Annotated in this window: 13 protein-coding genes; 5 read left to right on the top strand and 8 right to left on the bottom strand. The window is 75.2% G+C overall.

Annotation, left to right across the window (positions count from 1 at the left end; translation table 11 throughout):
* Window positions 1–27 precede the first annotated feature (27 nt).
* From ACGBYP_RS12545 to ACGBYP_RS12535, 3 genes are all read left to right on the top strand, one after another.
* Window positions 28–1,596, top strand: a complete 1,569-nt coding sequence (locus ACGBYP_RS12545; RefSeq protein WP_411584513.1) for an alpha/beta hydrolase fold domain-containing protein — start codon at window positions 28–30, stop codon at window positions 1,594–1,596.
* An 81-nt stretch (window positions 1,597–1,677) separates the two neighbouring features.
* Window positions 1,678–3,177, top strand: coding sequence for an MFS transporter (locus ACGBYP_RS12540; protein ID WP_411584511.1), 1,500 nt, complete (start codon window positions 1,678–1,680; stop codon window positions 3,175–3,177).
* Between the two features lie 143 nt (window positions 3,178–3,320).
* Complete coding sequence (locus tag ACGBYP_RS12535) at window positions 3,321–3,689, top strand: hypothetical protein (protein ID WP_411584509.1); 369 nt, start codon at window positions 3,321–3,323, stop codon at window positions 3,687–3,689.
* Window positions 3,690–4,004: 315 nt separating this feature from the next.
* Here the strand turns inward: ACGBYP_RS12535 and ACGBYP_RS12530 are convergent, their stop codons facing one another.
* Together ACGBYP_RS12530 and ACGBYP_RS12525 are read right to left on the bottom strand one after the other, a co-directional pair.
* Window positions 4,005–5,591, bottom strand: coding sequence for a DUF222 domain-containing protein (locus ACGBYP_RS12530; protein WP_411584507.1), 1,587 nt, complete (start codon window positions 5,589–5,591; stop codon window positions 4,005–4,007).
* 303 nt (window positions 5,592–5,894) lie between these two features.
* Window positions 5,895–6,308, bottom strand: a complete 414-nt coding sequence (locus tag ACGBYP_RS12525) for a TIGR03618 family F420-dependent PPOX class oxidoreductase (RefSeq protein WP_411584505.1) — start codon at window positions 6,306–6,308, stop codon at window positions 5,895–5,897.
* Window positions 6,309–6,438: 130 nt separating this feature from the next.
* Here ACGBYP_RS12525 and ACGBYP_RS12520 point away from each other — a divergent pair, with 130 nt between their 5' ends.
* Entirely contained in the window at window positions 6,439–6,708 is a 270-nt protein-coding gene (locus ACGBYP_RS12520) for a hypothetical protein (RefSeq protein ID WP_411584503.1), read from the top strand.
* A gap of 37 nt (window positions 6,709–6,745) precedes the next feature.
* Here ACGBYP_RS12520 and ACGBYP_RS12515 read toward each other — a convergent pair whose 3' ends face one another.
* Complete coding sequence (locus tag ACGBYP_RS12515) at window positions 6,746–7,315, bottom strand: hypothetical protein (RefSeq protein ID WP_411584501.1); 570 nt, start codon at window positions 7,313–7,315, stop codon at window positions 6,746–6,748.
* Between the two features lie 40 nt (window positions 7,316–7,355).
* Entirely contained in the window at window positions 7,356–8,819 is a 1,464-nt protein-coding gene (locus ACGBYP_RS12510; protein WP_411584499.1) for a protein adenylyltransferase SelO, read from the bottom strand.
* Between the two features lie 190 nt (window positions 8,820–9,009).
* Between ACGBYP_RS12510 and ACGBYP_RS12505 the strand changes: the two genes are divergently transcribed.
* Window positions 9,010–10,281: an aldose epimerase family protein gene (locus ACGBYP_RS12505; RefSeq protein ID WP_411584497.1), complete on the top strand. Its 1,272-nt coding sequence runs from the start codon at window positions 9,010–9,012 to the stop codon at window positions 10,279–10,281.
* A 46-nt stretch (window positions 10,282–10,327) separates the two neighbouring features.
* Here the strand turns inward: ACGBYP_RS12505 and ACGBYP_RS12500 are convergent, their stop codons facing one another.
* Genes ACGBYP_RS12500 through ACGBYP_RS12485 form a run of 4 tightly spaced genes read right to left on the bottom strand, consistent with a single transcriptional unit; the run spans window position 10,328 to window position 13,707 of the window.
* Window positions 10,328–11,179 carry an ABC transporter permease gene (locus ACGBYP_RS12500; RefSeq protein WP_411584495.1) on the bottom strand — a complete coding sequence of 284 codons (852 nt, stop codon included), beginning with the start codon at window positions 11,177–11,179 and terminating at the stop codon, window positions 10,328–10,330.
* Window positions 11,176–12,144, bottom strand: coding sequence for an ABC transporter ATP-binding protein (locus ACGBYP_RS12495; RefSeq protein ID WP_411584493.1), 969 nt, complete (start codon window positions 12,142–12,144; stop codon window positions 11,176–11,178). Before ACGBYP_RS12495 ends, ACGBYP_RS12500 begins: the two co-directional genes overlap by 4 nt.
* Window positions 12,141–13,214: a hypothetical protein gene (locus ACGBYP_RS12490; RefSeq protein ID WP_411584491.1), complete on the bottom strand. Its 1,074-nt coding sequence runs from the start codon at window positions 13,212–13,214 to the stop codon at window positions 12,141–12,143. Before ACGBYP_RS12490 ends, ACGBYP_RS12495 begins: the two co-directional genes overlap by 4 nt.
* Complete coding sequence (locus ACGBYP_RS12485; protein ID WP_411584489.1) at window positions 13,198–13,707, bottom strand: sigma-70 family RNA polymerase sigma factor; 510 nt, start codon at window positions 13,705–13,707, stop codon at window positions 13,198–13,200. The genes ACGBYP_RS12490 and ACGBYP_RS12485 overlap by 17 nt, the downstream gene beginning before the upstream one ends.
* Window positions 13,708–13,750: the final 43 nt, after the last annotated feature.

Below are 13,750 nucleotides of genomic sequence, written 5' to 3'. Positions count from 1 at the left end.
CCGGACGACCACCACCGAGGAGAACCCGTGGCCCTGAGCTACCCCACCCTGCCCGGCGACATCGACCATCTCATCGCCGACGACCACGCCGTCGTCGAGCGGCAGTTCCAGCACCTGGAGGCCGGCCGCGGCAACCGCCGCGTACTGGTCGACCAGGTCTCCACCGAGCTGTCGATGCACGCCTTCGCCGAGGAGACCGTCCTCTACCCGATCTGGAAGGAGATCGGGATGGAGGAGGAGAACCACGACGCCACCGGCGAGCACCAGGAGATCAAGGACCTGCTGGTCGTCCTGGGCGACACCCAGCCCGGCGAGCCGGCGTTCGAGGAGGCGCTGACCCGGCTGATGGGCGTCGTCCGGCACCACGTGGCCGACGAGGAGGGCCAAGAGCTCCCCGAGTTCCGGTCCAAGGTCGGGGCCGAGCGGATGGCCGCCCTGGGCGAGGACTTCCTCACCGCGAAGCGCCGCGGCCCCACGAACCCGCACCCCGCCGCCCCGAACGGCGGCATCAAGGAGAAGATCGCCGGCGCCCTGGCCGCGCCGGTCGACCTGATCCGCGACCGGGTTTCCGGCGCGGACGCCGAGGCGGCCACCGACGCCAGCGGGCTGCTCAACCCGCAGGCGCAGGCCATCGTCGACGCGCACGCCTCGCTGCGGCCGCTGCCCTTCGAGACGCTGACGCCGAAGGAGGCCCGCAAGCAGCCCGGCCCCGACGACGCGGTCAAGAAGGTCATGGCCGACCGCGGCCTGGAGGGCCCCGAGCCCGTCGGCTCCGTGCAGGACCTGTCGATCCCCGACGGTGCGGGCGGCACCCAGACGCTGCGCGTCTACACCCCGGCCAACCCGGCAGTCGGCCGGCTGCCGGTCATCATGTGGATCCACGGCGGCGGGTGGGTGCTGTTCGACATCGACACCTACGACGCCTCGTGCCGGGCGCTGTCGAACAAGACCGGCGCGATCATCGTCTCGCCCGACTACCGGCGCGCCCCCGAGGCGGTGTTCCCGGCCTCGCACGACGACGTGATCACCGCGTGGCGCTGGCTGGTCCTCAACGCCGCCGAGATGGGCGGCGACCCCGCGCGGATGGCGATCGGCGGGGAGTCGGTCGGCGGGAACATGGCCGCAGCCACCAGCCTGCAGCTGGCCCAGGCGCACGAGCCGATGCCGCGCGCGCAGGTGCTGGTCTACCCGCTCACCACCGGCGAGCAGTTCGGCGAGTCGATGGAGGACGCCGCCGACGGGCGTCCGCTCAACCGGCCGCTGCTGTCCTGGATGGCGCTGCACGCCTTCCAGGGCAAGCCGGAGGCCGCCAGCGACCCGCGCATCGCGCTGCTGGACTGGACGCCGGAGCAGCGGGCGGTCATGCCGCCCACGCTCGTCATCACCGACGAGCGCGACGTGCTGCGCAGCCAGGGCCAGCAGTTCGCCACCGACCTCGAGGCGGCCGGGGTGGAGACCACCCACCGCTACTTCCCGGGCGTGATGCACGAGTTCTTCGGCGCCTCCGCGGTGCTCGACGACGCCGAGCGGGCCCAGCAGGACGCGGCCGCGCACTTCCTCGCGGCCTTCGACCGCCCCGCGCCCGCAGCGGTGTGACCCCGCGCCGGCCCCCGCTGCGTGCGGGGGCCGGCGCCCCGACAGACAGGCCCTCCCGGGCACGACCCCGAGAGGGCACCGATGAGCGAGACGACGCAGGACCGGCAGGACGCGCCCGCCGGCGCCGATCCCAAGCGCTGGAAGGCGCTGTGGGTGACCCTCGTCGTCGGGTTCATGACCCTGCTCGACGTCAGCATCGTCTCCGTCGCCCTGCCCTCCCTGCAGGAGAGCCTGGGCGCCTCGCCGGCGACCGTGCAGTGGGTGGTGTCGGGGTACGCGCTGACCTTCGGCATCGCGCTGGTCCCGGCCGGCCGGCTCGGCGACGCCTTCGGCCGCCGCCGCATGTTCCTCATCGGCCTGGTCGCCTTCGTCGCGTGCAGCGCTGCTGCCGGGGCTGCACCGTCGGCGGGGTGGCTGATCGCCGCCCGGCTCGCCCAGGGCGTGGCGGCCGGCTGCCTGGCCCCGCAGAACTCCGCGCTGATCCAGCAGCTGTTCCGTGGCCCCGAGCGCGGCCGGGCCTTCGGCTTCTTCGGTGCCACGGTCGGCATCTCCACCGCCGTCGGCCCGGTGGTCGGTGGCACGCTGCTCGCGCTGGCGTCGGGGCCGGACGGCTGGCGGTGGATCTTCTACGTCAACGTGCCGATCGGCGTCATCGCTCTCGTGCTCGCCCTCCGGCTCATCCCCGCGCGCGACTCCCGCGGCCACGGGCGGATCGACGTCCCCGGGGTGCTGCTGCTGGGCACCGGCGCGCTGGCCCTGCTCTTCCCGCTGGTACAGGCCGAGTCCGGCGGGCTGACCCGCTACTGGTGGTGCTTCCCGGTCGGCGTCGTCCTGCTCGTGGCCTTCGTCCGCTGGGAGCAGCGGGTGGTCGCGCGCGGCAAGGACCCGGTCTTCGATCCGCGGCTGGTGACCCGCACCCGCGGTTACGCGCCCGGGGTGGCGCTGGGCACCGTCTACTTCGTCGGGTTCAGCGGCATCTGGCTGACCTTCGCGCTGTTCTTCCAGACCGGGTTGGGCTGGACGCCGCTGCAGTCCGGGCTTGCGGTCACGCCGTTCGCGGTGGGCTCGGCGTCGGCGGCGGTGATCGCCGGCCGGCTGGTCGAGCGGTACGGGCGCGCGCTGACCGTCATGGGCCTGACCGGCGTGGCCGTCGGCCTGACCGCGACGGCGATCGTCATCGCCACCGTGCCGGCCGGGGTCACCGGCTGGGCGATCGCGCCCACGCTGCTGCTGGCCGGCATCGGCGGCGGCTTCGTCATCTCGCCCAACGTGACGCTGACCCTGCGCGACGTCCCGGTGGAGATGGCGGGCTCGGCCGGTGGCGCGCTGCAGACCTTCCAGCGGTTCGGCGGGGCGATCGGCACGGCCGCGCTGCCGGGGTTGTTCTACCTGGTGCTGAGCTCGACCGACCAGCGCTACCCGCTGGCCGCCGCGGCCGCGCTCGCGGTCGCCGTCGTCGGCGCGCTGGCCGCGCTGGTCATCGGCCTGCTGGACTGGCGACACGACCGCCGGGACGAGGAGGCGGCCGAGCGCCGCCGGCGGTCGGAGGAGCACCGCCAGCACGAGACGGCGCACCCGTGACCCGGCTGCCCGGTGGGCGATGACCGGCGAGTGACCCGCCCGTTCGGTTCGGCGGGGGCGGCCCGGGTATCCGCAGGGGACCGCCGTCCGCCGACCTCGACCCGGTGGGTCGTACCGGGGTCACTCGAGAGCAGGGACAGGGCATGAGCGCACGTCGCACCAGCACCACGAGCCGCCGGGTCACCCGGCTGGTCGCCGTTCCGTGGGGGCTGTGGGGGGCGGCGATGCTGCTGCGGCCGGGCGACGTGACGCGGCTGGTCTGCGGCGGTGGGCCGGAACCGGACGCCTGGATCGTCCGGGTGCTCGGCGCCCGGTTGGTGGCCCAGCACGTGCTCACGCTGGTGCGCCCGACCCGGGCGGTGGTGCTGGCCGGCGCCGGCACCGACCTCCTGCACGCCGCCAGCATGGTGGTGGCCCGGGTGCGCTGGCCCGACCACGCCCGGCCCATCTGGGTGAGCGGCACGACCTCGCTCGGTTCGGCCGTGGTGGGGGCGCTGACCGCCGGGCGCTGAACCGGCGCGCAAGGCGCGGGCCGGCGCCCGGGGGATTCCGCCGCGGACGACGATGCAGACCCACAGCGCTCGCGCTGTCCGCGAGGTGCGGGAGCGCTGTGAGTCGCCGGCGCCGAGGGACGATCACCGGTGCCTCGGAGCAGGACGGCCACGCGGTGCGCAGCGGGAACCGGCACAGCGCATCAGCAGGTGAGCCCCGAGGTAGGAGCTGCCCGTCACCGACGGTGCGCTGTGCCGGCTCCAGCGCCCCGTCGGCCACGTTCGCACGGGCGTCGGCGGTTCGTGGACGTGCCCGATGGAGGGCATGACCGGTGCTCAGAAGGGCGGCGGGTCGTCGGTCGGAGGTGGCTGCTCGGGCGGGTGCGTGTCGGTCGGTGGACTGCCGGGGGCCGGTTCGGGTGGTCGGAGTCCGGGTGGTCGGAGTTCGGGTGGTCGGGTGGTGCGGGTGACGCCGGTCGGTGTGTTGACGTGGAGGGTGCCGTCGTCGGTGAGGCGGAAGTGCCAGCCGCGGGCGAGGGTCTTGAGTCGGTGGTGGGAGCGGCACAGGCAGCACAGGTTGGTGCAGTCGGTGGCTCCGCCGTCGGCGTGGGCGGTGACGTGGTCGAGGTCTGCCTGGCCGGTGCGTTGGCCGCAGTTGGGGAAGCGGCAGCGCTGGTCGCGGGTGGTGACGAAGGCGCGTTGCCGGTCGGTGGGGGCGTAGGCGTGGGTCGGCGGCGGTGGTCCGAGGACCGGGCAGCTGCACGCTTCTGCCACCTCGTCGTCGACCGCCTCGCCCTCGACCGCCTCGACCTCGGTGCCGGCATCGTCGCGCTTGTGAGCACCGCTGCGGTCGCCATCGCCCGCAGCGGTGGCGTCGTCGGGGTGGTCGGGGCAGCCGCGGCGGGCCAGATCGACGGGGGTCATCGTGGCCAGCAGGCGGCCGTCGGGGCCGGTGATGGCGTAGGTGAGGGTGCCGCCGTCGGGGGTGGTGAGCCCGAGGGCGGCGACGCGGGCGAGCAGTTCGCGTAGGTGGGCGGCGGTGATGGGTAGCCCGTTGACCTCACCGGGGGCGCTGCTGGCGCCGGTGAGGGAGTCCAGGCTGGCGGTGATCCGCAGGTTCGCGGCGACCAGCGGCAGGCCGTTGTCGGCGGGGCGGCGGATCAGCGCGGAGTGCACACAGGCGCGCAGCTGCCCGATGGGGCGGGGGTCGCCGTCGGCTTTGAGCATGCGGGCCAGCTGGTCGATCAGGTCCAGGCACTCGGCGGCCTCGTCGGTGGGCAGGTCCACCGCCAGCGTCGCCCGGCCCGCCACACCCGAGGGGTGGAGGTGCACGTCGGCGGTGCGCTCGGCCTCCTGGCGGCGCTCTTCGGCGGCGGCGGAGTCCAGCTGCAGCATCAGCGCACCGGCCCGGTCACGCAGCCGGTACACCGACAGGTCCCGGGCCTCGGACAGCAGCGCAGCCTCCACCTGCCCGGCGACGTCGGCGCAGGTGTGGGCGAGCACGTCGGCCAGTGCGTCGGCCCGCCGTTCGTCGATCAACCCGGCCTTGAGCGCGGCGAGGGTGCGCGGGAGCTTGTGCCGCCAGGTCAGCGCCCGCTTCAGCCGGTGCGCGGCGGTGCCGCGCCCGAGGTTGAGGATCACCGACAGCTCGGCCAGGAAGAACTCACTGACCCCCGGCTCGCCATCGGCCGTCCAGCCCGGCCGCCGCGCCCCCGGCCCGTCGGGATCGGCCGACGCGGGTCGTTGGGCGGCCAGGCCCAGGATCAGCTCGGCCTCCTCCGCGGCGTCCACGGCCCGCCGCCGCTGCAAGGCCTGCAACTCATCAGCCAGCCACTCGTGTGGCCACACCGACCGATCGGGCAGCTCCGACCAGTCCTCGACCACCGGCCCGCGGGGGCGGGGCGGGTAGGCGGTCGACGTCATGGGTCGAACGTACGTTCGGGGTACGACAGTTCCGGGACGTCCTGCAGGCGTCCGGCGTCCGCGGTCCGACGTCCAACAGCCGAGCCGGGACCCGACGCCGACCGACGACCGGCACTGCTCAGCAGGGGCCTCGTGAGGCAGCAGTCGACGACCGCGACGGGCCATGCGAGCCGGCGCGTCAGGTGCTCACGACGACCTCGAGGGCCGGGCCCCTCGATCAGCGGCGAGTCCGGCTCCCGGCGTTGCACAGCGCGGCCACCGACGCGGCAAGTCCGGCGGGCGGTGCACGCCCGGTCGCGCGGCTCAGCCGGCGATCGTCTGGCGCTCCGGCTCGATCCACACGGTGACCCGCTCGGTCTTGATCTGCTCGGGCGGGTACGGCTTGCCGTCGTGCTCCTGCGACAGTTGGTCGATCTGGTCCCGCGCGGACTGTCCGCGCTCGGTGCCCACCACCCGGCCGCGCACTTCGGCGTACCGGTAGGGGTTGCCCGCATCGCGGAGGGCGAGGGTGACCCGGGGGTCGCGCTCGAGGTCCTTGGACTCCTGCCGGTGCGGCTCGGTGTTGACGTAGAGCCGGTCGCCCTCGACCCCGCCCCAGATGTGGTGCGTCTGGATCCTCCCGTCGGGGAGCAGGCTGCTGATGGCCGCGTGGTCGGGGCCACTCGCGAGCTCGCGGGTCACCGGGTGCAGGTCGGGTCCGTCCTGGGTGTCGGCCATGGCCCCGGCTCACCCACGTGTGCGGCCCGTCACCCTGGACGGTCCGGTGCGTGGACGGCGGGGGAGCCGGGCACCTCCTCGTGGTCCCGTTCCGTGAATGCCAGGAGTGCCCGTGTCCTCGTCCCGTCCTGTGCGTCGTTGGCGCCACGCCGTCGTGGGCCTCGCCCTCGTCGCCAGTCCTCTGCTCACCGCCTGCGGCGGTGACGGCGATGCCCAGCAGCCCACCGACGACGCCCCGGCCTCGAGCCAGCCCGCGGACGGCGGCCAGGGAGGTGACGACGGCACCGGCGGGGACGAGAACGAGCAGGACGAGAACGAGCAGGGCGGCAACGAGAACGAGCCCGACGAGAACGAGCAGGACGAGAACGAGCCCGACGAGAACGAGCAGGACGAGAGCTGAATCGGCGGCACCCGGGGCGGGCGCCCCGGGTGCCGGTCTACTCCGCCGAGCGCTGGCGCTCGATCTCGGCGAGCACCGTCTTCCGGTGCTTCCCGAGCTCCTCCTCGGCCCTCTCGGCGCGGTCGAGCTGGGCGTCCCCGTGCATCTCCCGCACCTTCTCCCGCGCCTCGGGCGCCGAGGCGTCGATCAGCTCGGCGGCCTTGCGGGCCTCCTTGGCGGCGTCGGTGTTGGGCACGTGCTGGTGCTCGCCGTGCCGCTTCGCCGAGTCGGTGGCCTTCTTCTCCTCGTCGCTGAGCAGCGCCCAGGCGGCGTCGGGCAGGTAGCGGGCCGTCTCGTGCTCGCCGCGCTCGGCGGTGCCCGTGTCGGCGGTGTGCCAGTCCTGCGCCGTCCACTCCGACAGGTGCTGCTGGGCGGGGGTGCGCTCGCCGTCGTGCACGTAACCGCCGCCCTGCTCCTCGTACTCGGTGGCCAGCAGCTGGCTCTTGCGGGCGCTCCACTGGCCCGGCCGGCCGCCCCGGTCACCGGCCTTGATCTCCTCCTTGAGCCGCGCTCGCAGCTCGGGCTCGGTGTAGTCGGCCGCGTAGTCCTCCGCGCTCTTCCCGCTCATGGACGCCGCGGTACCCCGGGCCGCGGCCGGTCACGCCGGATCAGGTGCCGCAGAACGTGCGGTACGCACCGAAGTCGACCGGCGCCGGTGCGGCGTACCGCTCCAGGCCCGGGCGCGGGGTGAACGGGTCGGCCAGCACGGCCAGCAGCCGGTGCAGCGGGTCCAGGTCGCCGTCGGTCGCGGCGGTCAGCGCCTCCTCGACCAGGTGGTTGCGCGGGATGTAGACCGGGTTGACCCGGTCCATCGCGTCGGCGTCCGGACCCGACGCGCGCCAGGAGGCCAGCCACGCGTCGAACCCGGCCAGGTCCAGGAACAGGTTCCGCACTCCCTCGACGTCGCCGCGGCCGGCGCCGGCCAGGGCCCGGCAGAACGAGGTGAGGTCGACGTGGTCGGCCTGCAGCAGGGCGAGCAGGTCCTCGACCAGCTGGGCGGCCACGGCGTCGTCCAGCCCGTCGGGCAGGCCCAGCTTGGCTGCCCAGCCGGCGATCATCGCGGCGCCGTACTGCGGCCGGAAACGCTCGAGCGCGGGCACGGCCAAGGCGACCGCCGCCTCCTGGTCGTCGGCGAACAGCGGCAGCAGCGCCTCGGCCAGCCGGGCCAGGTTCCACTCGGTGACCACGGGCTGGTTGCCGAAGGCGTAGCGACCGCCGGTGTCGATCGAGCTGTAGACCGTCGCCGGGTCGTACGCGTCGAGGAAGGCGCACGGGCCGTAGTCGATGGTCTCCCCGGAGATCGTCACGTTGTCGGTGTTGAGCACCCCGTGCACGAAGCCCACCTGCATCCACCGCGCCACCAGCTGCGCCTGCGCGGTCACCACCGCCTCGTACAGCGCGAGGTACGGCTGCTCGGCGTCCGCGGCCGCCGGGTGGTGCCGGGCGATCGCGACGTCGGCGAGCCGGCGCAGCAGCGCGACGTCACCGGAGGCCGCGGCGTACTGGAAGCTGCCCACCCGCAGGTGGCTGCCGGCGAGCCGGGCCAGGACGGCGCCGGGCAGCGGGGTCTCCCGCCGCACCGTGCGCCCGGTGGCCACCACCGCCAGCGAGCGGGTGGTGGGGATGCCCAGGGCGGCCATCGCGGCACTGACGACGTACTCGCGCAGCATCGGGCCGACCGCGGCCAGGCCGTCGCCGCCGCGGGCGAACGGCGTGCGCCCGGAGCCCTTGAGGTGCAGGTCGTGCACCCGGCCCGCTGGGTCGGTGAGCTCGCCCAGCAGCAGGGCGCGACCGTCGCCCAGCCGCGGGCTGTACCCGCCGAACTGGTGGCCGGCGTAGGCCATCGCCACCGGGGTGGCCCCGGCCGGGACGCCCGAGCCCGTGAGCAGCGCGACGCCGTCCGGGCTGCGCAGCCACGCGGCGTCCAGCCCCAGTTCGGCGGCCAGCGGCTCGTCGAGCACGAGCAGCCGCGGGTCGGGGGCGGCCTCGGCCTGCCACGGGACGGCCATCTCCGGCAGCTCCCGGGCGAAGGAGCTGTCCAGGACGAGCGGTGAGTGCGGTGCGACGGTCACCCTCCCCAGGCTACGAGCCCGGCTGCCACCGGGCCGGTTGACAGCTCTCCGGCGGCCTCCCTACGGTCGGTGCCGTTCGAGGACTGCACGTGGGCACGATCCCCGGCACAGCTCCTGGTACGGGGTCCGTCGTGCCCGGCCACCGCGCGAGAACGCCGGTGGAACCACGCAACGGACAACGGAGTCCCCCATGCCCGAACGCACGATCACCCCTGACCTCCCGGCCGGCCGCCCCCGCCGGCGCCGCTGGCCCGCCGTCGCCGCGCCCGCGGTGGCCGTGGTCAGCGCCGGCGTGCTGCTCAGCGCCGCCGCCTCTCCCGCCGGCGCCACCGGCAACGGCGACGGCGACGGCGACGGCGGTGGCGGGGGAGTCGGAGCCGAGGCCACCGTCGAGCCGTTCGGCGCCGCCCCCGACGGCACGCCCGTGGAGCGCTGGACGCTCAGCAACGGCGGCGTGACCATGCAGGTGCTCACCTACGGCGGCGTCATCCAGACCCTGGAGGTGCCCGACCGGTGGGGCGAGGCGGAGAACGTCGTCCTCGGCTTCCCGGACGTGGCCGGCTACGCGGCGGACACCGACCCCTACTTCGGCTCGATCATCGGCCGGTACGGCAACCGCATCGCCGCCGGCACGTTCGAGCTTGACGGCGCCCGGTACCAGCTGCCGCTCAACGACGGCCCGAACACCCTGCACGGCGGGCCCGACGGGTTCGACGACCGGGTGTGGGCGGCACGGTCGGTCGGCGACGAGCACACCGCGGCCCTCCAGCTGGACCTGGTGAGCCCCGCCGGCGACCAGGGGTTCCCCGGCACCCTGGCCACCACCGTGACCTACCGGCTCGACGCCGAGGGCGCGCTGACCGTGCAGTACCGGGCGACCACCGACGCACCGACCGTGGTCAACCTGACCCAGCACTCGTACTGGAACCTCGCCGGCGAGGGCTCGGGCACCATCAACGACCACGAGCTGCAGATCGCCGCCAGCGGCTACACCCCGGTCGACGAGACGCTGATCCCCACCGGCGAGGTGGCGCCGGTCGAGGGCACGCCGTTCGACTTCCGGACGCCGGTGGCGATCGGCGAGCGCATCCGGCAGGCCGACCAGCAGCTGCTGTACGGCCAGGGGTACGACCACAACTGGGTCCTCGACCGGGCGGACGACGGCGACCGCGAGGGCTCGGACGCCGCGGACGGGCTGGAGAGGGCGGCGGTGCTCCACGACCCCGACAGCGGCCGCACGCTGACCATCTCGACCACCGAGCCGGGGCTGCAGTTCTACTCGGGCAACTTCCTCGACGGCACCCTCGTGGGCACCGGCGGGGGCACCTACCGGCAGGGCGACGGCCTGGCCCTGGAGACCCAGCACTTCCCGGACTCGCCCAACCAGCCGGACTTCCCGTCCACGGAGCTGCGTCCGGGCGAGGTGTACGACAGCACCACCGTCTTCGAGTTCGACGACTGACGCGCACCCGCGTGCCCGGCCCGACCGGCCGGGCACGCGGGGGCGGTCAGAGGTCGCGGCGGGAGAACGCCAGCGCGGCCAGGCCACCGACCATCAGCACCCACAGCGCGGCCCAGGCCAGGTACGCCGGGCTCAGCGCCGTCTGGCTGAGGAACGGGAAGGCCCCGGCCTCCGCGCCGCCGCCGAACTGCACCAGCGCCGAGGGGTCCTGGAAGGCGTGCATCGCGCCGCGCCACAGCCCGTCGGTGGGCAGCAGCACCCGCGACACGGTGCCCACCCGCTCGACGGCGTCGTTGCCCAGCCCGGCGCCGATGCCGCCGACCACCCCGGCCACCCAGGTCGTGCAGAACAGCCCGACGGCGACCACGCCCGAGGCCATCGGCGAGATGGCGGTCGACAGCAGCACGGTGAGGGTGAGCAGCACGACCGTCTGGGCGGCGAGCAGGCCGAGCGCGACCGCCGGGTCGGGCGGCCAGTAGCCCACGGTCGCCTGCACGACGAGCAGCTCGGCGAACCCGGCGACCACGACGAACCCGGCGCCGAAGGCCACCAGCCCGGCGAGCTTGCCCAGCAGGAACGCCCAGCGCTGCACCGGCCGGGCCAGCACCGCGAGCGCGACCCCGGACTCGGTCTCACCGGCCAGCGTCGGCCCGGCCAGGAACGCGGTGCCCAGCGCGGCGATGAGGCTGAAGCCGAACATCACCAGGTTGAGCACCACCGAGGCGGTGAGCTCGGCCTCGCCGCTGGTGAGCCCCTCGGCGGCCAGTCGGGAGAAGCCCCAGGCGGACAGCGCCAGCAGCAGCACGGTGAGCACCGCCAGGGCCAGCAGCACCCGGCGGCGGGTCGCCTCGCGCAGGGTGAGCGCGGCGATGGTGACGACGGTGCGGGCCGCGCTCACGCCGTCTCCTCGTGGGCCGACCGCAGGATGCCCAGCAGGCGCTCCTCGAGGCTGATCCGCACCGGCTCGACCGCGTGCACCCGCACGCCGAGCGCGACCAGGTCGCCGACCAGGTCGGGCACCGCCGTCCCGGCGTCGTCGGCGGGCAGCGCCACGGTGAACCACTCGCCCTCGCGCTCGACCGGGCCGGCCGCGGCCAGCCGCCCGGTCGCGCCGGGCGGCAGGTCGGTCAGGTGCAGCCGCACCTCGCGCTGGCCGAGCAGCTCGGCGAGGGTGCCGGCGGCGGCGACCCGGCCGCGGTCGAGGATGACCACCCGGTCGCAGACCCGCTCGACCTCGCCGATCAGGTGCGAGTTGAGCAGCACCGCGACGCCGCGCTCGCGCAGCGCCAGCACGATGTCGCGGACGTCGACCCGGCCGAGGGGGTCCAGGGCGCTGGTCGGCTCGTCGAGCACCACCAGCTCGGGGTCGGCGACCAGCGCGACCGCCAGCCCCAGCCGCTGCTGCATGCCCTTGGAGAAACCGCCCAGCCGGTCGTGCGCCCGGTCGGCCAGGCCCACCAGCGCCAGGCACTCGCGCTGCTGCGCCGCGCCGACGTCGAGGCCGGAGAGCCGCACGTGCAGGGCGAGCACCTCGGTGGGGGTCAGCCAGGGCTGGTAGCGGAACAGCTCGGGCAGGTAGCCCACCCGCGCCCGGGACGACGGCTGCCGGGCGTCCTGCCCGAGCAGCAGCACCTCACCGGCGTCGGGCCGCACCAGGCCCAGCAGCATCTTGATCACCGACGTCTTGCCGGCGCCGTTGGGACCGAGCAGCCCGACGACCTCGCCGCGGCCGACCTCCAGCGACACGTCGCTCACCGCCTGCTGCCTCCCGTACCGCTTGCGCAGCCCGGAGCACCAGACGGCCGGGCCCGGCGGCAGGTCGGCCAGCGCCGCAGCGGCGCCGGCCGGTCCTGCTGCCGTCACCGCAGCTCCCGGGCGACCTCGAGCACCTCGTCGGAGTCGAGCGAACCGGCCACGACGGTCACCGTGCCCTCGGACACCCAGACCACGGCCGACAGCAGCCCGTCGCGGGTCTCGAGCACCGTGGCCGGCACGCCGTCGACGTCGGTCGCGGAGGTGGTCACCCGGTCGCTGGGCACCGGCAGCGGCAGCGTGCCGCCGTCGGCGGTGAAGGTGGCCAGCTGCGCCGCGACGTCGTCGGGCAGGCCGGGCAGCGACAGCAGGTGGTCGCGCAGCGTCTCGAACGGGACGCCGGTGGACGACGCCGTGGGTGCCACGGCGCGGCCGACGACCAGCCCGGGAACGCCGGTGCCGGAGGAGAAGACCTGCGCGACGCCGGGCCCGGCGACCAGCTGCACCGCGCTGCCGTCGAGCTCGTCGGAGGTCGGGGGCAGCTGCTCACCGGCGGCCGCGGCCGTCGCGGCGGCCCGGGCGGCGGAGTAGGTGAACGTGGCGGTGACCTGGTCGCCCACCTGGTACGTCGGGGCGCCGGAGATGCCGTCGGGCAGCTCGGTCACCTCCGGCACCATGAGCCCGCTCTCCGCGGCCGCGGCGGCGGCGTCGGCGACGGCGTGCACGTCCGGCTCGCCGGCGACGGCGAGGTCGCCGAACCCGGAGAGGTCGGGCAGCGACACGAGGTCGGCGGTGTCGAAGGCCACCGGCTGGACGGCCTCGGTGCGGAAGACCGGCAGCCAGTCGTTGGCGGCCGCGGTGCCGGCACCGGCCAGGACGACGCCGACGGCGACGCCGGCCACGACCGGGCGGCGCAGCAGCGCGCGGGAGCGGCGGCTGCGGGCCCGGGCCGGGCGGGGGGTGCCGGCGAGGCCGGTGGTCAGCCGCTGCCAGGCGGCGGACCGGTCGGCGTCGGGACCCCCGGCGTGCAGGGCCGAGCCCACGACGGCGGCGTCGTCGCGGACGGTGGCCAGCGCGGTGAGGCAGGTGGCGCAGCCGGCGACGTGGGTGCGGTCGGCGTCGGAGACGCCGGCGGGCTCGTCGACGAGCCGGCGCAGCACGCCCTCATTCGGATGACGCATGACGGATCAGCTCCTTGCGCAGGGCGGACTCGGCGCGGCGGACGGTGGTGCCGACGCTGCCGGGGGACATGTCGAGGGCCGCGGCCACCTCGGCGTAGGACAGGCCGCTGTGCCGCAGCACCAGGGCCACGGCCTGCTTCTGCGGCAGCCGGGCGAGACCGGCGCGCACGCGGCTGCGGTCCTCACGGGTGAGCACCGCCTCGGCGACGTCGGGGGCCACGGTCTCGGTGGCCGCGGCCACCGCTTCCTCCCGGGACGCGCGGCGGCGGCCCGAGCGGATCAGGTTCAGCGCGGTGTGCGCGGCGGCCACGGCCAGCCAGCCGGTCGCCTCACCGGCGGGCACGGTGGACCGGCCGAAGGCCAGGAACGTCTCCTGGGCGACGTCCTCGGCCTCGTCGCGCGAGCCGAGCACCCGGGCGGCGACGCCGACGACCCGCTGGTAGTCGCGGCGGAACACCTCGGCCAGGTCACCCCGCACCGCGCCGTCCGTCACCGCGCCACCCTCTCGCGCCGGGCCCCGTGCGCGGACCGCGAGG

Origin of the sequence: Modestobacter sp. SSW1-42 (assembly GCF_046635825.1) — a bacterium.
Classification (GTDB): Bacteria; Actinomycetota; Actinomycetes; order Mycobacteriales; family Geodermatophilaceae; genus Modestobacter.
Note: the sequence above shows the minus strand (reverse complement) of the source record. Positions and strands in the feature narration are given on the sequence as shown.

Coding starts and splice junctions, on each gene's coding strand:
- ACGBYP_RS12540 (WP_411584511.1), top strand. CDS start 1,678: ATGAGCGAGACGACGCAGGACCGGCAGGACGCGCCCGCCGGCGCCGAT.
- ACGBYP_RS12535 (WP_411584509.1), top strand. CDS start 3,321: ATGAGCGCACGTCGCACCAGCACCACGAGCCGCCGGGTCACCCGGCTG.
- ACGBYP_RS12530 (WP_411584507.1), bottom strand. CDS start 5,591: ATGACGTCGACCGCCTACCCGCCCCGCCCCCGCGGGCCGGTGGTCGAG.
- ACGBYP_RS12525 (WP_411584505.1), bottom strand. CDS start 6,308: ATGGCCGACACCCAGGACGGACCCGACCTGCACCCGGTGACCCGCGAG.
- ACGBYP_RS12515 (WP_411584501.1), bottom strand. CDS start 7,315: ATGAGCGGGAAGAGCGCGGAGGACTACGCGGCCGACTACACCGAGCCC.
- ACGBYP_RS12505 (WP_411584497.1), top strand. CDS start 9,010: ATGCCCGAACGCACGATCACCCCTGACCTCCCGGCCGGCCGCCCCCGC.
- ACGBYP_RS12490 (WP_411584491.1), bottom strand. CDS start 13,214: ATGCGTCATCCGAATGAGGGCGTGCTGCGCCGGCTCGTCGACGAGCCC.